Annotated in this window: 12 protein-coding genes and 1 pseudogene; 6 read left to right on the top strand and 7 right to left on the bottom strand. The window is 54.9% G+C overall.

Features of this window, described 5'->3' with window-relative positions:
• Nucleotides 1–13: 13 nt before the first annotated feature.
• Nucleotides 14–718 carry an MBL fold metallo-hydrolase gene (locus BT142_RS15485; RefSeq protein ID WP_072419091.1) on the top strand — a complete coding sequence of 235 codons (705 nt, stop codon included), beginning with the start codon at nt 14–16 and terminating at the stop codon, nt 716–718.
• A 108-nt stretch (nt 719–826) separates the two neighbouring features.
• Here BT142_RS15485 and BT142_RS15480 read toward each other — a convergent pair whose 3' ends face one another.
• Nucleotides 827–1855 carry a S66 family peptidase gene (locus BT142_RS15480; protein ID WP_072419090.1) on the bottom strand — a complete coding sequence of 343 codons (1029 nt, stop codon included), beginning with the start codon at nt 1853–1855 and terminating at the stop codon, nt 827–829.
• A gap of 85 nt (nt 1856–1940) precedes the next feature.
• Nucleotides 1941–2732 (bottom strand): alpha/beta hydrolase, encoded by a 792-nt coding sequence (locus tag BT142_RS15475; RefSeq protein ID WP_072419089.1) that lies wholly within the window; start codon nt 2730–2732, stop codon nt 1941–1943.
• A 679-nt stretch (nt 2733–3411) separates the two neighbouring features.
• On the opposite strand from BT142_RS15475, the gene purF reads away from it, so the two are divergent.
• From purF to BT142_RS15460, 3 genes are all read left to right on the top strand, one after another.
• Nucleotides 3412–4830 (top strand): amidophosphoribosyltransferase, encoded by a 1419-nt coding sequence (purF, locus tag BT142_RS15470; protein ID WP_072419088.1) that lies wholly within the window; start codon nt 3412–3414, stop codon nt 4828–4830.
• 195 nt (nt 4831–5025) lie between these two features.
• Complete coding sequence (gene gltB / locus BT142_RS15465; RefSeq protein WP_092983353.1) at nt 5026–9546, top strand: glutamate synthase large subunit; 4521 nt, start codon at nt 5026–5028, stop codon at nt 9544–9546.
• A gap of 13 nt (nt 9547–9559) precedes the next feature.
• On the top strand, nt 9560–11041 hold the full coding sequence (locus BT142_RS15460) for a glutamate synthase subunit beta (protein WP_072419086.1): 1482 nt from the start codon (nt 9560–9562) through the stop codon (nt 11039–11041).
• A 477-nt stretch (nt 11042–11518) separates the two neighbouring features.
• Here the strand turns inward: BT142_RS15460 and BT142_RS15455 are convergent, their stop codons facing one another.
• Both BT142_RS15455 and BT142_RS15450 read right to left on the bottom strand, forming a co-directional pair.
• Nucleotides 11519–12706: an LL-diaminopimelate aminotransferase gene (locus BT142_RS15455; protein ID WP_072419085.1), complete on the bottom strand. Its 1188-nt coding sequence runs from the start codon at nt 12704–12706 to the stop codon at nt 11519–11521.
• The gene (locus BT142_RS15450; RefSeq protein ID WP_072419084.1) at nt 12693–14306 is read right to left on the bottom strand and encodes a CTP synthase; all 1614 of its coding nucleotides are present in this window, start codon (nt 14304–14306) and stop codon (nt 12693–12695) included. Before BT142_RS15450 ends, BT142_RS15455 begins: the two co-directional genes overlap by 14 nt.
• 613 nt (nt 14307–14919) lie before the next feature.
• On the opposite strand from BT142_RS15450, the gene BT142_RS15445 reads away from it, so the two are divergent.
• Both BT142_RS15445 and BT142_RS15440 read left to right on the top strand, forming a co-directional pair.
• Nucleotides 14920–16125, top strand: a complete 1206-nt coding sequence (locus tag BT142_RS15445) for a glutamine synthetase family protein (RefSeq protein ID WP_072419083.1) — start codon at nt 14920–14922, stop codon at nt 16123–16125.
• A 15-nt stretch (nt 16126–16140) separates the two neighbouring features.
• On the top strand, nt 16141–16737 hold the full coding sequence (locus tag BT142_RS15440; protein WP_072419082.1) for an ANTAR domain-containing response regulator: 597 nt from the start codon (nt 16141–16143) through the stop codon (nt 16735–16737).
• A gap of 470 nt (nt 16738–17207) precedes the next feature.
• On the opposite strand, the gene BT142_RS15435 is transcribed toward BT142_RS15440, so the two are convergent.
• The 3 genes and pseudogenes from BT142_RS15435 to BT142_RS19245 all read right to left on the bottom strand — a co-directional run.
• The gene (locus BT142_RS15435; RefSeq protein WP_072419081.1) at nt 17208–17885 is read right to left on the bottom strand and encodes a TIGR00266 family protein; all 678 of its coding nucleotides are present in this window, start codon (nt 17883–17885) and stop codon (nt 17208–17210) included.
• A 242-nt stretch (nt 17886–18127) separates the two neighbouring features.
• Nucleotides 18128–19429, bottom strand: coding sequence for a hypothetical protein (locus tag BT142_RS15430; protein WP_072419080.1), 1302 nt, complete (start codon nt 19427–19429; stop codon nt 18128–18130).
• An 83-nt stretch (nt 19430–19512) separates the two neighbouring features.
• Nucleotides 19513–21573 (bottom strand): annotated as a pseudogene (locus tag BT142_RS19245) (hypothetical protein); the annotation flags it as partial.

Here is a 21573-nt window from a genome sequence, read left to right as displayed (position 1 = left end):
AGGGGGAGATAAAATGCTGCTAAGATTTTTCGGACGGGGTTCGGCTTTTACCGATGAACACAACAGCGCATTTTTTTCGGACGGCGGCTCGCTGGTGCTGATAGACCATTCCATCAGCGCGTTCAACAAGCTGCGGAAGCTCGGGACAGACAGATTCACCGAGAGCGGAAAGACCGACCGCATCTGCGTACTGGTGACCCACACCCACAGCGACCACATCAGCGGCATACCTCTGCTGGTACACTACGCTTTTTACGTGTGGGACATACCCGTGACGATAGCCGTGCCTTCGGACGAGGTGGGAGAACAGCTTCGCTACTGTCTCGCCAATGTCGAGGGGTGCGATGAGCAGGCTTACAGTATAGTTCCCGCCGACAGCCTTGACTGGGTGGAGAAAGTCATTCCCACAAAGCACGTACCTTCGCTCGACGGCAGATGCTTCGGGTATCTGCTGAACATCCGCGGCAAAAAGGCGATATACACGGGCGACACCAACACGCTCGTACCATTCCTGCCGTACATCGGCGACGATACCGAGCTTTACACGGAGATATCAGTGGTGGATTCGGGGGTACACCTGTTCCTCGGGGACAATGCGGAACAGCTGAAAGCCCTGTCAGAAAAGGGCGTGAAAGTATTTCTGATGCATCTCGACGACGAGCAGTTCATAGAGAACGCTTTCAGGGACACGGACATATCCCTCGCGCCGCTTTTCTGATGAAGAAACAGCACCCTCACGTCATATAAGAAGTTTTGCCCCAAAGCAGCTGACCTGCTTTGGGGCATCGTATTTATTTGACCGCTAAGATAAATCAGAATTTACCATTTAATCAATAAAACGTATGCTTTGTTTATTTGAATCTACTATTGCTTTTTTCCCAAAAGGAATAATGCAGCGAGGCATCGCATGACCTATATTCAGATTACATACTACCGGTATTTCGAGGTTGTCGATCACTTGAACAAGTAATTTCTTATATTCTTCTGCGTATACTTCATCCATAGGTTTCCCGATCAGAACACCCGATATTACCTCGAATATACCTGTTGCTTTCAAGTATTCAAGTGCTTTTTTATATTTTTGCGGTGAGGGCTTTTCTTCACTGCTTTCCAATAGCAGGATACGGCCTCTCCAGTTCTCCTTATCAGGGAATAGCTGATACTTTTTGCAGAGTTCAGGCATATCCGAATAACGTTCGCCGTCAAACATATCAAATATCGTGCAGATACAGCCACCGAGTATTTTTCCCGAAAAGACAGGGCTACCTTGCAAAAGCTCAAATCCATTGTTTGAATGGGCTGTCAGAGGTTTGCCTGCCTGTTCGGGAGAAAACTCTTTTCTCTCCTCGTACCAGACATCGGCAGGGGTTATTTCCCTGATCGTTCCTGTCGATATCAGTTCTTCAAAATACTTGCGGGTATATGGCAGCATTTCCCGGCTCAGTTCACATATATCGGGAAGAAAAGCCTGTCCGTAGAAAGTAGGGATACCCATTTTATGTAACATAAAATGATTGATAGTTGTATCGGAAAATCCCAGAAAGATCTTTTCTGTTACAGCCTTTGCCAGCTCATTATTATCAAACAAATATGGAAGCAATCTGTATGTATCATCTCCGCCGATCGCAGTAAGTATCATATCCGTTTCGGGATCAAGGAATGCCTGCAAAAGATCCTCTGCTCTCTTTTCAGGGTGAGACTTTATGTATTCCAGACCTTTGAGCGCATTAGGCATAAACTTGACATTCAAGCCGTATTCATTCAGTCTTTTAAGTCCTATCTCCAACTCGAACCGAGCAAGCGGCTCGCCGGCTATACCACTTGAAAGACTTACAATAGCAATATTTTTTACCATTTTGCTTACCCCCGTTAAATTCCGATTTATGTTAGTAACAATTATATCACGACATCTCCGACCTGTCGGCGTAAGGGTGCTGTTGTCATTCAAACATCCAGCCGATTATCTTTTCGGTGTATTCGTTCCAGAAGGGCATATCGTGAGCGCCTTCGCTCTCCTTGTAAATGTGGGGGACTCCCCTGCTTTCGAGGAATTCATGGAACCTGCGGTTATTGCCGATGAGGAAATCCTGTGTTCCGCAGCACATATATATTTCGGGCATTTTCGCGCCGTCGGCTATCAGCCTGTCCACGAGCATCTCGGGGTCGTTCACGCTGCCAAGCAGTTTCGTCGGGTCGCCAAAGCACTCGCGGTAGTACTCGAAATTCGCCACGTTATTGCCTCTGCCCTCCTCCATCTCCGCGACCTCATGAACGATGAGCGCCGAGGACATCGCGCCTACTTTGCCGAAGACTTCTGGGTAGGCAAAGCCCGTGTGCAGCGCACCGAATCCGCCCATCGAGTAGCCGAGGATGAACGTGTCCCCGGGCGTCATCGCGAGTCTGAAAGTCTTTCGGATGTAGCCGATAAGCTCCTCGCCGAGCATCGTGCAGAACCTGTGTCCCGTGGAGATGCCGTCCAGCCAGAAGCCGTTCTCGCCCTCGGGCGCGACTATCGCGAAGTTGTATTTCTTCGCCAGCCCCTCGCTGACCCAGTTCCACGCACAGCCTGCATAGCCGTGCAGAAGGAAAAGCGTCTTCATCGGACGGTCGGCGCAGAACTTATGGGGCTTCTCCCACGGCGCGTCGTTTCTCATGTCGTTCGGTATGAACATCTGGAACGAAGCAGGCCGTTTCAGACATTCCGAGTAGTATTTTACATTTAATTGAGCCATTCTCTGACCTCCGCAGTATCTGATTCGTACAAACCGATTATACACTATCGGACAGATAAAATCAATAAAGATTTTATAAAATATACAGTTTTACAGTCAAAACCAATAATTTCTCACCCTCAAAAATCACTATTATGACAAACCTCAAAAAAATATCCCTCAGCATATTGACATTTTCCTCTCAACGTGGTAAAATATTCTCTGAACAACGGCGTTCGCACAGGGACAAACTGTCCCCTGCGGACGCTTTTTATTTTCCCCTCCCTGTTGGTGCGCTTTTTTCATGAGTGCAGACTTTATCCGGGGGCAACCCGCCTTAGCTTCGCACGTCCGCCTTAGCTTCGCACGGCTAGAAGAAAGGTTCTCCCCCAGCCCCCCTTCCAAAGACTTCTAATATGTTGGCAGTTGGATGTAAAGAGTACATTTAGCTCTCTACATTTCAAGAGATACAATCTGAAGAATACCGCAAATGATGCGTTACGCTCCATTGAACGTCTTTTTGGCAAGGGATAAACTACATAGCAGAAGAACTTCTATCTTCACGACCAGTACTCCCCGAGGAAGAACAACACCCCTTGCCAAAAAGTATTAAAAGTTTTAGGAAAGGGGTTCCGAAAAGAAAGACCCGCACTCTCTATAATGATGAAGCACCAGCAAGGATGGGGTTGGAGGTATGGAAATGAGCACTTTACATGAGGAATGTGGTGTATTCGGGATCTTTTCGCCCGAGCACAGGGCGCTTGCGGAGACTGTTTACTACGGGCTTTATGCTTTGCAGCACAGAGGTCAGGAGGGGTGCGGCATCGCGGTGTGTGACGATGGTGTCATCACTGCGCACAAGGACATCGGGCTTGTGGGCGAGGTATTCGACCACCGTTCGCTGGGTGAGCTACCCCACGGGAACATGGCAGTCGGGCACGTCCGCTACTCGACCACGGGCGGAAACGAGCGGCGCAACTGCCAGCCGATAGTCGTCAACCACCAGAAAGGCAGGATGGCGCTTGCGCACAACGGCAACCTTTCCAACGCCGCCTCGCTCCGTTCGGAGCTTGAGCTGTCGGGGGCGATATTCCACACAACATCCGACACCGAGACCATCGCGTACATCATCACGAAGCAGCGTTTGCAGACCGCGTCCATCGAAGAAGCGGTGCTGAGGACGATGAACATCATCGAGGGCGCATATTCCCTTGTGGTGATGTCGCCCACCAAGCTCATCGCTGTCCGCGACCCATTCGGGTTCCGTCCGCTGTGCTACGGCAGACTGCCCGACGGCGGCTATGCGGTCGCTTCCGAGAGCTGTGCGCTGACGGCGATAGGAGCGGCGTTCGAGCGCGACCTTGAACCGGGAGAGATGATAGTGTTCTCGTCCGAGGGTATGCGTTCCGAGCGGGTGAACTGCGGCACAAAACCGCGCAAGACCTGCATTTTCGAGTACATCTACTTTGCCCGTCCCGACTCGGTCATCGACGGCGTTTCGGTACACGAAGCGCGGATAAAGGCGGGGAAGATACTTGCCGAGGAATGCCCTGTCGATGCGGACATCGTGGTGGGCGTTCCCGACTCGGGACTTGATGCGGCGCTCGGTTTCTCGCTGAGGTCGGGCATCCCCTACGGCATCGGCATGATAAAGAACAAGTACATCGGACGCACCTTTATCTCGCCGACGCAGGAATCGCGCACAGACAAGGTGCGCATCAAGCTCGCGGCGGTCGAAGCGACGGTGAAGGACAAGCGCGTGGTGCTGGTGGACGACTCGATAGTCCGCGGCACGACGGGCGGCAGGATAGTCGCGCTCCTGCGTGAGGCAGGTGCGAAGGAGATACATTTCCGCGTGTCAGCGCCGCCCTTCCTGCACCCCTGCTACTACGGCACGGACATCGACTCGGAAGAGAACCTTATCGCGGCGAAGCACACCCCCGAGGAGATCGCCGCCGAGATGGGGGCGGACAGCCTCGGCTACCTGCCCGAATCGCGGCTGGACGAGCTGAACCTCGGACTCGGCTGCTGCAAGGCGTGCTTCAACGGCAGCTACCCCACCGCCGTTCAGAAAAATGCCGTGAAAGACCGCTACGAGATGAAGCTGTCGAAGAAATGAGCCGCGGGGCGCATTTGTAAAAACTGTATAATGTCTGATTTTTGCAGGATAGTATTTTGTGTATTGCAATAAAAATCAGAAATCCCCTTGACATCAGGGCTTTGATGTGGTAAAATATTAACGAACAAAGGCGTTCATGACGGACTTTCTGCGTCCGCATGAGCGCCTTTTTAATTTTCTTGAGGTGAGATGAAAATGAAGGAAAATGTATGTGGGACTGCATTTGAGAACCAGGGACTCTACCGCCCCGAATTTGAACATGATAACTGCGGTATAGGCGCGGTAGTCAACATCAAGGGCGAACGTTCGCGGAAGGTCGTTGACGACGCGCTCACTATCGTTGAGAAACTCGAACACCGCGCAGGAAAGGATGCCGAAGGCAAAACCGGCGACGGCGTCGGTCTGCTGTCGCAGATACCCTATGCGCTGTTCCGTTCCGAGTGCGAAAAGCTCGGTTTCGACATCGGCGGCGAGGGCGATTTCGCGGTGGGTATGTTCTTCCTGCCCCAGCAGGTGCTCAAGCGCGACCAGGCGAGAAAGCTCTTCGAGATAATCGCGGGCAAGAACGGCATGGAGGTCATCGGATGGCGCGAAGTCCCGTCCTCCCCCGAGATACTCGGTCAGAAGGCCTTCGAGAGTATGCCCTGCATCATGCAGTGCTTCGTCAGACGCCCCGATGACTGCGCAAAGGGGATAGAATTCGAGCGCAGACTTTACGTCACAAGACGTATCTTCGAGCAGTCGGCCGAGAACACCTACGTCTGCTCCCTGTCGAGCCGCACCGTCGTTTACAAGGGTATGTTCCTTGTGGACGAGCTGAGGCGCTTCTACACCGACTTGCAGAGCGAGGATTTCATCTCCGCTATCGCGATGGTGCATTCGCGCTTCTCCACCAACACCATCCCCAGCTGGCAGAAGGCTCACCCCAACAGAATGATAGTCCACAACGGTGAGATCAACACCATCACAGGCAACGCCGACAAGATGCTCGCCCGTGAGGAGACCATGTCCTGCGAAGCCTTCAAGGACGATATGTACAAGATACTCCCCGCGATAAACGCCGACGGCTCCGACTCCGCAAGGCTCGACAACGCGCTGGAGTTCATGGTGATGTCGGGAATGCCGCTGCCCCTTGCAGTCATGATAACCATTCCCGAGCCCTGGAAGAACGACCGCAGCATCTCGAAAGAGAAGTACGACTTCTACCAGTACTACGCCACCATGATGGAGCCATGGGACGGCCCTGCTTCCATCATATTCTCGGACGGCGAGATGATGGGTGCGGTGCTCGACCGCAACGGTCTGCGTCCCTCGCGCTACTGCGTGACCTCCGACGGGTTCCTTGTGCTGTCCTCCGAGACGGGCTGTATCGACATCCCGCCCGAGAAGATAGTCAGCAAGGACAGACTGCGCCCCGGCAAGATGCTGCTCGTGGACACAAAGCAGGGCAGACTCATCGGGGACGAGGAGCTGAAAAATCAGTACGCGACCCGTCAGCCCTACGGCGAATGGCTCGACACGCAGCTCGTGAACCTGCACGACCTGCACATCCCCAACAAAAACGTCAGCACCTACAGCAAGGACGAACTGCTCCGTATGCAGAAGGCGTTCGGCTACTCGTATGAGGACATCAAGAACAGCATACTCCCGATGGCGGAGAACGGCGCAGAGCCTATCGCTTCGATGGGTTCGGACATCCCTCTGCCGCCCCTTGACAAGAACTGCCCTCCCCTGTTCAACTATTTCAGACAGAACTTCGCGCAGGTAACGAACCCTCCCTTTGACGCTATCCGAGAGGAGATAGTCACCGATACCAGCGTCTACATCGGCGAGGACGGCAATATCCTCGAAGAAAAGCCCGAGAACTGCCACGTCCTCAAAATAGAGCACCCGATACTCACCGAGACGGATATGCTCAAAATAAAGAACATGGACAGCGACGGTCTGCGCTCGGCGGTCATCCCGATGATATACTACATCGGCACCAAGCTGGAAAAGGCGATAGAGCGCCTTTACATCGAAGCCGACCGCGCTTACCGCAACGGCGCGAACATCCTCATCCTCTCCGACCGCGGCGTGGACGAGTTCCACTGCGCTATCCCGTCCCTGCTGGCGGTGGCGGCTTTGCAGCAGCACCTTGTTTCCACCAAGAAGCGCACCGCTGTAGCTCTCATCCTTGAGAGCGCGGAGCCCCGTGAGGTGCATCACTTTGCGGCTCTGCTGGGCTACGGTGCCTGCGCCGTCAACCCCTATCTGGCACACGAGACTATCCACAGCCTTATCGACGACGGAATGCTGGACAAGGATTTCTACGCTGCCGAGGACGACTACAACAGCGCCGTTCTGCACGGCATCGTTAAGATAGCTTCCAAGATGGGCATCTCGACCATACAGTCCTATCAGGGCAGCAAGCTGTTCGAGGCTGTCGGCATCTCGGATGAGGTCATCAGCAAATACTTCCGCGGCACTGTCAGCAGGATAGGCGGCATCACCCTTTCCGACATCAGCCGCCGCACCGAAAAGCTGCACAACGCCGCCTTCGACCCGCTGGGTCTCAACAGCGACAACGGCATCTCCAGCATCGGCAGCCACAAGCTGCGCTCGGGCAAGAGCGAACACCTCTACACTCCCGAGACCATCCACCTGCTCCAGCAGGCCTGCCGCACCGACAGCTACGAGACCTTCAAGAAGTACACCGCCTGCTTCGAGCGTGAGGACAAGCGTCTCACCCTCAGAAGCCTGCTGGACATCGACTTTGACAGCTGCGAGCCCATCTCCATAGATGAGGTCGAGAGCGTAGAGAGCATCTGCCACCGCTTCAAGACGGGCGCTATGTCCTACGGTTCCATCTCGCAGGAGGCTCACGAATGTCTCGCAGAGGCTATGAACCGCATCGGCGGCAGGTCGAACTCGGGCGAGGGCGGCGAGAGCCCCGAAAGACTGCTCTCGGAACGCTGCTCGGCAATAAAGCAGGTAGCATCGGGACGTTTCGGCGTTACCAGCGAATACCTCGTTTCCGCAAAAGAGATACAGATAAAGATGGCACAGGGCGCAAAGCCCGGCGAGGGCGGACATCTTCCCTCGAAGAAGGTCTACCCCTGGATAGCCAAGACCCGTCACTCGACGGCAGGCGTGGGACTTATCTCGCCGCCGCCTCACCATGACATCTACTCCATCGAAGACCTGGCACAACTCATCTACGACCTGAAGAACGCCAACAGGAGCGCACGCATCAGCGTGAAGCTGGTGGCTGAAGCAGGCGTCGGGACCGTAGCCGCAGGCGTTGCGAAGGCGGGCGCTGAGGTCATCCTCATCTCGGGCTTCGACGGCGGTACGGGCGCGGCTCCGAAGAGCTCCATCTACAGCGCAGGTCTGCCCTGGGAGATGGGACTTGCGGAAGTTCATCAGACGCTCATCATGAACGGTCTGCGTTCACGCGTCCGTCTCGAAACGGACGGCAAGCTGATGACGGGCAGAGACGTGCTCGTTGCGGCACTGCTCGGTGCCGAGGAGTTCGGTTTTGCCACCGCTCCGCTGATAACAATGGGCTGCGTGATGATGAGAGTCTGCGACCTCGACACCTGCCCGATGGGCATCGCGACACAGAACCCAGAGCTTAGAAAGCGTTTCTCGGGCAAGCCCGAATACGTCATCAACTTCATGCACTTCATCGCGCAGGAGCTGAGAGAGTATATGGCACGTCTCGGTATCCGCACGGTGGACGAGCTTATCGGACGCACCGACCTGCTCAGCAAAAAGCAGGAGTCGAACATCGACTTCACGAACATACTTTACTCCGCTCCCGAAAGCGGCAGACACTTCGAGCCGCAGTGCGCGTATGACTTCAAGCTCGAAGAGACCGCCGACGAGAAGCAGCTGCTCAAAAAACTCGGCAGTGCGCTGAGAAACAAGACCAAGAAGGCTGTTTCCGTGAACGTCAGCAACACCGACCGCGCATTCGGCACACTGTTCGGTTCGGAGATAACCAAGAAGTGGGGCGACCACTCCCTTGACGACAACACCTTCACCGTACACTGCACGGGCAGCGGCGGACAGAGCTTCGGCGCGTTCATTCCGAAGGGTCTGACCCTCGAACTCTGCGGCGATGCAAACGACTACTTCGGCAAGGGTCTTTCGGGCGGCAGACTGATACTCTCCGCACCGAAAAACGCGGCATTCGACCCGTCGGACAACATCATCGTCGGAAACGTTGCGCTCTACGGCGCTACCTCGGGCAAGGCGTTCATCGGCGGTATCGCAGGCGAGAGATTCTGCGTGAGAAACTCGGGCGCGTCCGCAGTCTGCGAGGGCGTGGGCGACCACGGCTGCGAGTACATGACAGGCGGCGTGGCTGTTATCCTCGGCAGAACGGGCAAAAACTTCGCGGCAGGTATGTCGGGCGGTATAGCATTCGTCCTCGACGAGCAGAGAGACCTATACATGAGACTCAACAAGTCGCAGGTGTCCCTTGAGACCGTTTCCGAGAAGTACGATGTCAAGCTGCTGCGTGAGCTTATCACCGAGCACGCCGAGACCACAGGCTCGCTCAAAGCAAAGCAGATACTTGAGTCCTTTGAGGACTACATCCCCCTGTTCAAGAAGATAGTACCGCATGACTTCGCGAAGATAAACAAGGCGATCTCCGCGTTCGAGGAAAAGGGCATGACCCGTGAGCAGGCTGAAATAGAAGCGTTCTGCGCCGTAACAGCAAAGTGAGGAGTATGGAAAAATGGGAAAACCAACAGGATTTTTGGAATACGAAAGGTGCGAGACCGCAGCGTCCGCACCGCTCGAAAGAATACAGCATTTTAAGGAGTTCCATGCCGAGCTTTCCGACGAAGAGCGCCGCTGTCAGGCGGCAAGGTGCATGGACTGCGGCGTTCCGTTCTGCCAGAACGGCAAGATGCTCGGCGGCATGATATCGGGCTGTCCGCTCAACAACCTCATCCCCGAGTGGAACGAACTGCTCTACCGCGACAAGAAGGATCAGGCACTCGAAAGACTGCTCGAAACGAACAACTTCCCCGAGTTCACGTCCCGCGTCTGCCCCGCACTTTGCGAAAAGGCGTGCATCTGCGGCGTTCACGACTCGCCCGTCACTGTGCGCGAGAACGAACGTGCTATAATCGAGAACGCTTTCGCAAAGGGTCACATCAAGCCGAGGATACCTGCCGCACGCAGCGGAAAGAAGATAGCCGTCATTGGCTCGGGTCCCTCGGGACTTGCGGCTGCCGATTCGCTCAACAGACGCGGTCATAACGTGACCGTGTTCGAGCGCAGCGACCGCCCCGGCGGACTGCTCATGTACGGCATCCCCAACATGAAGCTCGAAAAGGACATCGTGCTCCGCAGGACGGCTCTGATGGAGCTTGAAGGCGTTGAGTTCCGCACTGGCTGCAACGTGGGCAGCGACGTCTCCGCCGAGACTCTTCTCGAAGATTTCGACGCGGTGATACTCGCCTGCGGTTCTTCGCAGCCGAGAGACATCAACTCTCCAGGACGCGACGCTCAGAATATTTACTTCGCGGTGGATTTCCTGACCTCGACCACCAAGAGCCTGCTCGACACGGGTCTCGCAGAGGGAACCTTCATCTCCGCCAAGGATAAGAACGTTATCGTTATTGGCGGCGGCGACACGGGCAACGACTGCGTCGGCACGGCTGTCCGTCACGGCTGCGCTTCGGTGACTCAGCTCGAAATGATGCCGAAGCTCCCCGACATCAGAGCCGCAAACAACCCCTTCCCCGAATACCCCCGCGTCTGCAAGACCGACTACGGTCAGGAAGAGGCGGCGGCAGTCTTCGGCAGCGACCCGAGAATTTATGAGACTACCGTCAAGGAGTTCATCAAGGACGAAAACGGTGCGCTCTGCGCCGTCAGAACGGTCAAGGTCGGCTTTGTGAACGAGGACGGCAAACGCACTCTCCGTGAGGTCGAGGGCAGCGAACAGGTGCTCCCCTGCGAACTCTGCCTCATCGCGGCAGGCTTCACAGGCTGCCAGAACTTCGTTTCCGATGCGTTCGGCGTTGAACTCACCGCCCGAAACAACGTCTCGACCGAAAACGGCGCATACGCTACCAACGTCCCCAAGGTGTTTACCGCAGGCGATATGCACATCGGTCAGTCCCTCGTCGTCCGCGCTATCCGCGAAGGCAGAGACTGCGCCGCCGCCGTGGACAAATACCTCATGGGTTATACTAACATCTCTTGAAGTGATTGTTTTTACCGTGGGAAACCCTTTTGAAAAAGGGTTATCCCCCGGACCCCTTTCCTAAAACTTTTAATGCTTTTTGGCAAGGGGCAGTTGTTCTTCTATAGATAGTGTTGGTGGGGAAGTTCGGCGTTCTTCTCTTCAATTGTGCGCCCCTTGCCAAAAAGACGGTCATGAGTGGTGCTACGATCATTTTGCGACGTTCGACTCTGCAATAGAATAGCAAAAAAGCGGCGGGGGCAAGTCCCCCGCCGTTCATTTTCCACACCCAAAAAGGATGTTCAGACAGTATCTCACGAAATGTCAAGAGCCTATCTTCCCCGCCACATCCAACAGACGACATATTAAAAGTCTTTGGAATGGGGGGGCGCCTTAGCTTCGCACTCTCCCCCGTAGAAAGCAAAAACAAAACACCGCCGCTGTCCTGACGGGCAGCAGCGGTGTTCCTTTGTATGACAGCGGAAATAACTTGAGTGCTTACTTTTTAAGAAGTTCGACGAGCTTCCTGGCGGCTATCGCGGTGTCTTCGGGGCTGCCGAAGGTGGAGAAGCGGAAGTAGCCTTCGCCGCACTTTCCGAAGCCCTCACCGGGGGTACCGACTATCTGTGCTTCGTGCAGCAGCAGGTCGAAGAACTCCCAGCTGCCCATTCCGTCGGGGCACTGCATCCAGATATAGGGCGCGTTCTTACCGCCCGTGTACCACAGTCCAAGCTCGTCGAGAGCCTTCATCAGGACTCTTGCGTTGTTCTTGTAGACCGCGATATTCGCGTGGATCTGTTTCTGACCCTCTTCGGTGAAAACTGCGGAAGCTCCGCGCTGGATGATGTATGAGACGCCGTTGGTCTTGGTGGTGCGGTTGCGTACCCACATCTTGTTCAGCTCCATGCCCTCGCGGACAAGCTCGTGAGGGATGACCGTGTAGCCGAGACGGGTACCCGTGAAGCCTGCGGTCTTGGACAGGGAGCATATCTCGATAGCGCAGGTGCGTGCGCCTTCGATCTCGAAAATAGAGTGCGGCAGGCTGTCGTCCTCGATGAACGCTTCGTATGCCGCGTCGAACAGGATAACTGAGCCGTTCTTGTTGGCGTGATCTACCCATGCCTTGAGCTGATCGCGGTCAAAGACTGCGCCTGTCGGGTTGTTCGGGGAGCAGATGTAGATAAGCTCGGCGGAAGTGCTGTCGTCGGGAGTCGGCAGGAAGCCGTTCTCTCTGCCCGAAGCAAGGTGAACTATCTCACGTCCGCCCATGATGTTCGCGTCAACGTAGGCAGGATATGCAGGCTCGATGATGAGCGAGCGGTTGCCGCGGTCGAACAGGTCGAGGATGTCGCCGAGCTCGTCGGACGCGCCGCTCGACACGAACACTTCGTCCTCGGCAAGGTCGATGCCGCGTGCGCCGTAGTAGTCCCTGATAGCCGAGCGCAGGAAGGGTGCGCCGCATTCGGGCATATAGCCGTTGAAACTCGCCGCATTCGCCTGGTCGTCGGCTGCCTGATGCAGAGCCTTGATGACCGCGTCGCAGAGCGGCAGGGAAACGTCGCCGATGCCCATACGGTAGAGGTGCTTGCCTGGGTTCTCCTCCAGATACTTCTTCGTTTTCTGGGCGATGTTGTAGAACAGGTACGAATCTTTCAGATCGGCATAGAACATATTAGGCTTTAGCATTGTTTTCCTCCTTATTTTTCACTGCTGAAACGAATCCCGCAAACAGCGGATGCGGACGGTTGGGACGGCTCTTGAACTCGGGATGGAACTGCACTCCAATATAGAAATCGCGGTCGGTGAGCTCGACTGTCTCCACAAGCTCGCCGTCGGGAGAGATGCCGCTGAGGGTCAGACCCGCCTTTGCGAGGGTGTCGCGGTAGCTGTTGTTGACCTCGTAGCGGTGGCGGTGGCGCTCGCTTATCTCGCGCTTGCCGTAGCAGCGCTCCATAGCCGTTCCCTCGCCGATGACGCAGGGATACGCGCCGAGCCTGAGAGTGCCGCCCATCTGGACGCCGCTCTGGTCGGGCATGAGGTCGATGACCTTGTTCTTACACTTCTCGTCGAACTCGCCCGAGTCCGCGTCGGCGATGCCGCAGACGTTCCTCGCATACTCGATAACGGCTATCTGCATACCGAGACAGATGCCGAAGAAGGGCATTTCATGCTCTCTTGCGTACTTCACGGCTTCTATCATGCCGCTGATGCCCCTGACGCCGAAGCCGCCGGGAACGATGATGCCGCCGACTCCCGAAAGGGTCTCGGCAACATTGTCGGCAGTTATCTTCTCCGAGTCAATCCAGCGGATGTCAACGTTCACTCCGCAGGAATAGCCTGCATGATGCAGAGCCTCGGCTACCGACAGGTAAGCGTCGTGAAGCTCGGTGTACTTGCCCACAAGTCCGATGGTCACCGACTTTTCGATGCTCTTGATGCGCTCGATAAGACTCTTCCACTCGGAGAACTCTGAGGGGGGCGCCGTGATGCCGAGACGTTCGCACACAACGTCCGAGAAGTGCGATTTTTCAAGCATGAGCGGCGCTTCGTACAGGTGCGGCAGGGTGATGTTCTCGATGACGCACTCGGGCTTCACGTTGCAGAAAAGCGCTATCTTGTGGAATATCTGCTCTTCAAGGGGACGGTCGCACCTGAGCACGATGATGTCGGGATTGATGCCCATGCCCTGCAACTCCTTGACCGAGTGCTGGGTCGGCTTCGACTTGTGCTCGTCCGAACCGCTGAGGAAGGGCACGAGGGTCACATGGATGAACAGGCTGTTCTCCCTGCCGACTTCAAGGGAGATCTGTCTCACCGCTTCAAGGAACGGCTGCGACTCGATGTCGCCGATGGTGCCGCCGATCTCGGTGATGATGACGTCCGCATCGGTCTTTTTGCCGACGCTGTAGACGAATTCCTTTATCTCGTTGGTGATGTGCGGGATGACCTGGACGGTCGAGCCGAGGTATTCGCCGCGGCGCTCCTTGTTCAGTACGTTCCAGTATACCTTGCCTGTGGTGAGGTTTGAGTACTTGTTCAGATCCTCATCGATAAAACGCTCGTAGTGACCGAGGTCGAGGTCGGTCTCGGCACCGTCCTCCGTTACGAACACCTCGCCGTGCTGATAGGGACTCATTGTGCCGGGATCGACGTTGATGTACGGGTCGAGCTTCTGCGCCGCAACGTGTACGCCGCGCTCTTTCAGAAGTCTGCCGAGCGAAGCGGCCGTGATGCCCTTGCCAAGACCCGATACAACTCCTCCCGTCACGAAAATATACTTTCTCATTTTTATACCTCCAAGCATAAAAAAAGAGACAACGACCCCGTCGGAGTAATACTCCGAGACGCCATTGTCTCAAAATCATGGTATTATTATACTCCCAAAAGTCGGCTTTGTCAAGTAAGCACGCAGTTTTTTACAAAATGTTTATACATACCCCGTTGACACCTACCCTGATATATAGTATAATAGTCATGAATGAGCAAGGGCGTTCATTTGACTTTTAATCAAAGGGTCAAATGTGCCCTTTTTTAAATTCCCCACCCATTTTCAACGTGCGCCGCCATATCAGCATTTATTGTGCTGTCTGCGGGTATTACCGGGGGCAACCTTTCTGAAGAAAGGTTCTCCCCCGGACCCCCTTCCAAAGACTTTTAATATTTTTTTGGCAAGGGGTATCGCCTTTTTGGACAGAACTGCAAACTTACCGATTCGTGCTGTTTTCGATAGAATGTATACCCCTTGCCAAAAAATCATCAGAAGTTTTAGGAAAGGGGTTTGGGGGAGAACCCTTTTTCAAAAGGGTTTCCCCCAATAGTATCCGCAGGCACTACGATAAGTACCGATTTGATGATGCACGTTAAAAGCGGGGATATTCAAGAAAAACGGAGGTTTTATCATGGACTATTCGGCAGAAGAAATAATCCAGTATGTTCAGGAGGAGGATGTCAAGTTCATACGTCTGCAATTCTGTGACGTATTCGGCACGCAGAAGAACATCTCCATCATGCCGAACGAGCTTGAACGTGCGTTTGAGCAGGGCATAGCATTTGACGCTTCGGCGGTCAGGGGCTTCGGGAACGAAGTCAAGTCCGACCTGCTGCTCTTCCCCGACCCGAACACGCTCTCGGTACTCCCGTGGAGACCCGAGCACGGCAGAGTAGTCCGTATGCTCTGTTCCATTAAGCGTCCGAGCGGTGCGGAGTTCGAGTGCGACACGAGAAGTCTGCTCAGGAAAGCCGTTGCCGACGCGAAAGCCGAGGGGCTGGAGTTCTCCTTCGGTTCGGAGCTGGAGTTCTACCTGTTCAAACTGGGTGACGACGGTCTGCCCTCGGGCATTCCTTACGACAACGCAGGCTACATGGATCTCGCACCCGATGACCGCGGTGAGAACGTCCGCAGGCAGATATGCCTGACCCTCGAACAGATGGGCATCATCCCCGAGAGCTCCCACCACGAGGAGGGCCCCGGGCAGAACGAGATAGACTTCCACTACGCAGACGCGCTCAAGGCTGCCGACGACGCGATGGTGTTCAAGAACGTGGTCAAGACGGTCGCGCACGCCAACGGACTGTACGCCGACTTTTCGCCGAAACCGCTCGCAGACGCTCCGGGAAACGGCTACCACATCAACATCTCCGTCAAGAACGACACCAACCACATCATCCTGCCGTCGGTCATCGCAGGCATACTCGCGCATATCAAAGACATGACACTGTTCCTCAACCCGAAGGAAGAAAGCTTCAAACGCTTCGGCAGGAACAAGGCGCCGAAGTTCATTTCGTGGTCGTGCGAGAACCGCTCGCAGCTGGTGCGCATACCTGCCGCTTCGGGTCAGTACCGCCGCGCCGAGCTGCGCTCCCCCGACCCCTCCGCGAACCCCTACCTCGCGTTCACGCTGCTGATTTACGCAGGACTTTACGGCTACAAGAACGGGCTGTATCTGCCGCCCGTTTCGGATATCGACCTGTTCTCTGCCGAGGCTTCGGTGACCGAGAGCTACGACACCCTCCCCACCTCGCTCGATGAAGCGAAAAAGGCTGCGAAACGCAGCGAGTTCATCAAATCGCACCTTCCCGCACGAATGATAGATATCTACTGCTGATAAGGAGTGAGGAACGTGAAACTGAAACAACGGCAATACAAGGTACTTGTCGTTTCGTCGCAGCCAAGGTTCAACGAGTCTCTTGAGGCACTCATCGCAGAACGTCAGCACTTCGAGCATGAGGTACTGACAGGCGTAAACGCCGCACGGCGCAGACTTCTCGACCGCGATTTCGATATCATCATCATAAACGCTCCGCTGCCCGATGAGGACGGCGTAAGACTCGCAGTTGACCGCGCTTCGGGTTACTGCGCAGTACTGCTGCTGGTGCCGAATGACTATTACGGCGATGTTTTCGAGCGTGTCTGTTCTCACGGGGTCTATATGCTGCCGAAACCTCTTTCGGCTCAGATGCTGCGTCAGTCCCTCGACTGGCTCGAAGTCACCTGCGAACGGCTCGGCTCTATCGAACAGAAATCTACTTCCCTTGAGAACCGCATGAATGAGATAAAACTCGTTAACCGCGCTAAACTGCTGCTGATATCTTACCACGGCCTGAGCGAAGAAGAAGCCCACCACCGCATCGAAAAAATGGCGATGGACAGAGGCGTCAAAAAATGCGTGATAGCCGAAGAGATTATCGCCATGAACGACACAGGCGACAACCGATGAACGGAGTGCAGATTTACCCGTGGGAAAAACAACTTCTACGGGTATTAACCGGCGACCCCCATTCCAAAGACTTTTAATATGTTAGTAGTTGGATGTGAAGGGGACGTTTGGCTCTCTCAATTTTAAAAGACGAACAATTGTAGGGCGGGGGCTTGCTCCCGCCTCTTTTTTTCGCCACCCCATATGCAAACATGACCGAAACCGCCAACTGAAACGCAGACCACCCTTGTCCGTCTTTTTGGCAAGGTACACACAATATAAGAGAAAAACCACAAACATCCCGACCAAACCAACCTAAAGAAGAACCACCCACAAGCCAAAAAGCATTAAAAGTTTTAGTGAGGGGGTTTGGGGGAAGACCCTTTTTCAAAAGGGTCTCCCCCAAGCACGCCCCGCACTCACACCCCCAAGAAAGAAAAAAGCGGCAGGAGAACACCCATTCTCCTGCCGTGTTATTTGTGAGGGTTTTATCAGCTGCCTGTGGGGATGTAAGGTCTGATAGCGGTTGCGAGGCTGCTGACGGGCATACTCTGGAGCCACACCTTGCCTGGGCCTGTTACCCTTGTATTGAAGAAGCCTTCGCCGCCGAAAAGCACGTTCTTGACGCCAGACACCATCTGAATATCGATAGAGCAGGTGGCTTCCATAGCTGCAAGGCAGCCCGTGTCGATAAGCATCACTTCACCGGGGGCGAGCTGTTTTTCAACGATAGAGCCGTCGAATTCAAGGAACACGATACCCTGACCCGTGAACTTCTGCATAATGAAGCCCTCACCGCCGAAGAAACCTGCGCCTATCTTCTTCTGGAAGAAGATCTCCATATTAACGCCTGCTTCCGAAGCCATGAACGCGGACTTCTGAGCCACGATAGGCATCGCGGAAACATTGATAGCCTTGATATCTCCCGGGAAAGCGGAAGCCATTGCGATCATGCCCTCGCCGCCGCGGGCTGTATAAACATTCTGGAACATCGACTCACCCGAAAGTGCTCTGGAGAACATCTTTCCGAGGCCGCCGCCTGCGTTGGTGCTCATTTCCATATTCGGGCTCATCCAGCTCATAGCGCCCTGCTGAGTCTTGATAGACTCGCCGTTTGCGAGGTAGCAGGTCGCAACGGGGAGCGGCGTTCCTGTGATCTCATAACGCATTTTGTATACCTCCTTATAGGTCGTGGACAGGTCGGGCGGAGCGTGTGTGCCCGTTTGTGTCCGTTTTCTTTGTCACAGTCGGTCTGTTTTTTACTGTGACCTGTAATCATTATAGCACATTTATTTCAGAATTGGAAGTCTTTTTTTGAAAAAATGTTCTTTTTTGATTTTTTGGGGGTGGGTGTTTTTGAATCGCTGACGCGATTTGGGTTCATAGCGACCTGTCGGGGACGGGGGGATTGTTAGTTTTTGGATTTTTGCTTTTTCTTCAGCTTATTGGCTGTGCCGCCTACTCTGTACCATGCCATGCCGATGACCGCCATTATACTCGGCATCAGAGCTCTGTAAGTGAAGAAATTGTGCAGGTACGAATGGTTCATCAGCACACAGAAACGTATCAGCGGCAGCAGCGCGATGACCGTCATCGCCGCTGTCGGCAGATTATGCCGCTTCCTGTCGATGCGCCACAGCACCGTGACGACAAACGCAAACAGCACCGCCCACACTATCACGCCCGTGATGCTTATCTTTTCGGATGTGTAGGTCAGCCGCGAAAGGTTCGCACCCAATGCCGAGAACATCAGCTCTATCGGCGAATCGAATCCGTCCACCGAGCCCGCGAACCTCTCCCCTGCCGCCGAAAACGCCGCGGACGATTTGTCCTGCCCGACGACCGCCGACGCTGCCGCCCACTTCACGGCGAAGGTCAGCAGGTACGACGCTCCCCACGGCACCGCGCAGCACGCCAGCATCGCAAGGCTCTTCTTTCCGTCGGGGCGCTCGCCTTTCTCCGCGATGACGAAGAATGCCGCCGTCAGCGGAACGAGCAGGGTCAGCGTTTCGGCGGTCAGGAAGTCGGCGAAAGCCGTGAGCGTCCCGACGCCTGCCGAGATGACCGCCAGCGCACGGGTGTTGTCGGCGAAACGCACGTACAACGGCACCGCCCCGAGCATGATGATGTAGACGGGCATATACTCGAGGGTCGTGAGGGCGAACCAGAACTGGGTCAGCACCGCCGACACGCCGAGTATCACGCAGGCGGCTGTGTGGCGCTTGTATATCAGCCACGCGCAGTCGGCGGCGAGCATCAGCAGTATGACCGCCGCGCCGATGATACGGATGCCACTGATGTCCGTGACTGCAAGCAGCGGTCTCACCGCAACGAGCGAACCGTGCCAGTAGCGCGTGTAGTCAACGTTTGCGGGCTTGCCGTCGAGGGTCGCACGGATGCCCACCGCAGGTCCGAAGTCATCGTCGTAGTACTTTGTGTCAAGCACCGAGCGGGGGATGTCCTCAGAAGTCATGTTCGCCGCCAGCCCGAGAAGTATCGCGTCGGCGTAGTTGTCGCCAGCACTGCTGTACAGACCGCTCACGGTGAATTCGTGAGGGTCATGGACGGCGAGCTTTTCCGAGCTCTCACGCAGCGAGTCGGTCAGCTTCCCGTCGGGGACAGCCGCCGCCGCACACAGCAGCCCGAAGCATACCGCCAGCACGGCAACGTGGCATAACAGACATAACGGTACGCACAATAGCGTTTTTTTCATATCGTGTTCTCCTTTTCATAAAGCAAGAGAAAGAGCAAGCGTGTGCCTGCTCTTTCTTTTTTGGTCGGTCGCTTCCTCAACTGCTATTGAGTTTCGGGGTCAACTACCATCATCGGCAGATAGATATCCGTCAGCAGTACAGGTTCGGTGAGGTCTGACAGATACGCTCCGAGATCACTGAATTTCAGTTCCTTTCCGTCACTCGTCTTGAAGATATATTCCGAGAGCGGGTGATCCAGCACCTTCGGCGGATTGGTCAGGTACGAGCTGAAGTGAAGCGGAACGGATTCTCCGCTGCTTTCTATGATGAGATAGTATTCATTTTTGTTCATACAGATCAGGGTAGCAGGTGCCGACCCGTTGCCGTCGGAGATATTCAGATGCGAATACCTTGTCAGCACGTAGAAGTTGTTTTCGTCGGTCTCGCTGACGTAAGCCGTCGTGACGGTCTCAGCCGACTCGACCATCAATCCCGAAGTCGCGTGGAACCAGCCGTAGTTATAGCCGTAGTCGAGATACTCCGAGGTATCGACATCCAGCTCGTAATCGGAGTCCACAGGCTGACCCTCTTCGGGCGAAATATCCTTCGCGCTGTCGCCGAGCGTATTGATAAGATGGAGCGGCGAGCGCTTAGCGTACATCGCGACGAGTATCGTTTCGGAAGTGATATTGGTGTAATCGCCGTCCCAGCCGATGAATTCCAGCTCACCGTCGGCTGTCGGGATCGTCTTGGCAAAGCCGTCGGTCGGCGGAACAGCATCCTCGCCCTCCGCCACGATCTGCGTCTCACCTATCTGATTCTCCTCGGCGTCGAGGAACTTAACTTCGTAGGCTTTCCTGTAGACTGCGTTAACGGTGAGGTCGCCGTGGATGACTTCGTAATCCTTGTCCCAGCCGTCGAAGATGTAGTTAGCACCGTCGAGCTCGAACGTATCAGCGACAGCGGGCGCTTCGGCGCTCTCGCCGTCTTCGATTGTCTGCTCTGACAGCTTTGTGCCATCGTAGTCCTTAAAAATCACGGTATAGTGTGGTTTCTGAACGTAAACTGCGGTCACGGTAGTATCGGACTTGATTTTGGTGAACGACTTGTCCCACTCGCTGAACGTCCACGTCCAACCGTCGTCGTCGATGTACGTGCCCTTGTAATTTTTGGGCGCGGTCGCGTCCTTGCCCTCTTCAATGGTCTGCTTCGAGAGCTGTGTGCCATCGTAGTCCTTAAATATTACGGTATACTGCGGTTTCTGCTTATAGACCGCGTTCACGGTCGTGTCAGCTTCGATGCCTGTGAACGGCTTGTCCCACTCGCTGAATGTCCATGTCCAGCCATCATCGTCGGTGTACGAACCCTTGTAGTTCTTGGGCGCGGTCGCGTTTTTGCCCTCTTCGATCGTCTGCTCTGACAGCTTTGTGCCGTCGTAGTCCTTGAAGATGACGGTATACTGAGGTTTCTGTGTGTAGACTGCGGTCACGGTCGTGTCGGATTCGATTCCAACGAACGGCTTGTCCCACTCGCTGAATGTCCATGTCCAACCGTCTTCGTCGATGTACGAACCCTTGTAGTTCTTGGGTGCGGTCGCGTCCTTGCCCTCTTCGATCGTCTGCTTCGAGAGCTGCGTGCCATCGTAATCCTTGAAAATTACGGTATAGTGTGGTTTTTGCGTGTAGACCGCGGTCACGGTCGTATCAGCCTTAATGGATGTAAACGACTTGTCCCACTCGCTGAACGTCCACGTCCAACCGTCGTCGTCGATGTACGTGCCCTTGTAATTTTTGGGCGCGGTCGCGTCCTTGCCCTCTTCAATGGTCTGCTTCGAGAGCTGTGTGCCATCGTAGTCCTTAAATATTACGGTATACTGCGGTTTCTGCTTATAGACCGCGTTCACGGTCGTGTCGGCTTCGATGCCTGTGAACGGCTTGTCCCACTCGCTGAATGTCCATGTCCAGCCATCCTCATCGGTGTACGAACCCTTGTAGTTCTTGGGTGCGGTCGCGTTTTTGCCCTCTTCAATGGTCTGCTTCGAGAGCTGTGTGCCATCGTAGTCCTTAAATATTACGGTATACTGCGGTTTCTGCTTATAAACCGCGGTCACGGTCGTATCAGCCTTAATGGATGTAAACGACTTGTCCCACTCGCTGAACGTCCA

It is taken from the genome of Ruminococcus sp. YE71, assembly GCF_900119155.1.
Taxonomy (GTDB): domain Bacteria; phylum Bacillota; class Clostridia; order Oscillospirales; family Ruminococcaceae; genus YE71.
This window is presented reverse-complemented; position numbering and strand designations above follow the sequence as displayed.

Coding starts and splice junctions, on each gene's coding strand:
- BT142_RS15485 (WP_072419091.1), top strand. CDS start 14: ATGCTGCTAAGATTTTTCGGACGGGGTTCGGCTTTTACCGATGAACAC.
- BT142_RS15480 (WP_072419090.1), bottom strand. CDS start 1,855: ATGGTAAAAAATATTGCTATTGTAAGTCTTTCAAGTGGTATAGCCGGC.
- BT142_RS15475 (WP_072419089.1), bottom strand. CDS start 2,732: ATGGCTCAATTAAATGTAAAATACTACTCGGAATGTCTGAAACGGCCT.
- purF (WP_072419088.1), top strand. CDS start 3,412: ATGAGCACTTTACATGAGGAATGTGGTGTATTCGGGATCTTTTCGCCC.
- gltB (WP_092983353.1), top strand. CDS start 5,026: ATGAAGGAAAATGTATGTGGGACTGCATTTGAGAACCAGGGACTCTAC.
- BT142_RS15460 (WP_072419086.1), top strand. CDS start 9,560: ATGGGAAAACCAACAGGATTTTTGGAATACGAAAGGTGCGAGACCGCA.
- BT142_RS15455 (WP_072419085.1), bottom strand. CDS start 12,706: ATGCTAAAGCCTAATATGTTCTATGCCGATCTGAAAGATTCGTACCTG.
- BT142_RS15450 (WP_072419084.1), bottom strand. CDS start 14,306: ATGAGAAAGTATATTTTCGTGACGGGAGGAGTTGTATCGGGTCTTGGC.
- BT142_RS15445 (WP_072419083.1), top strand. CDS start 14,920: ATGGACTATTCGGCAGAAGAAATAATCCAGTATGTTCAGGAGGAGGAT.
- BT142_RS15435 (WP_072419081.1), bottom strand. CDS start 17,885: ATGCGTTATGAGATCACAGGAACGCCGCTCCCCGTTGCGACCTGCTAC.
- BT142_RS15430 (WP_072419080.1), bottom strand. CDS start 19,429: ATGAAAAAAACGCTATTGTGCGTACCGTTATGTCTGTTATGCCACGTT.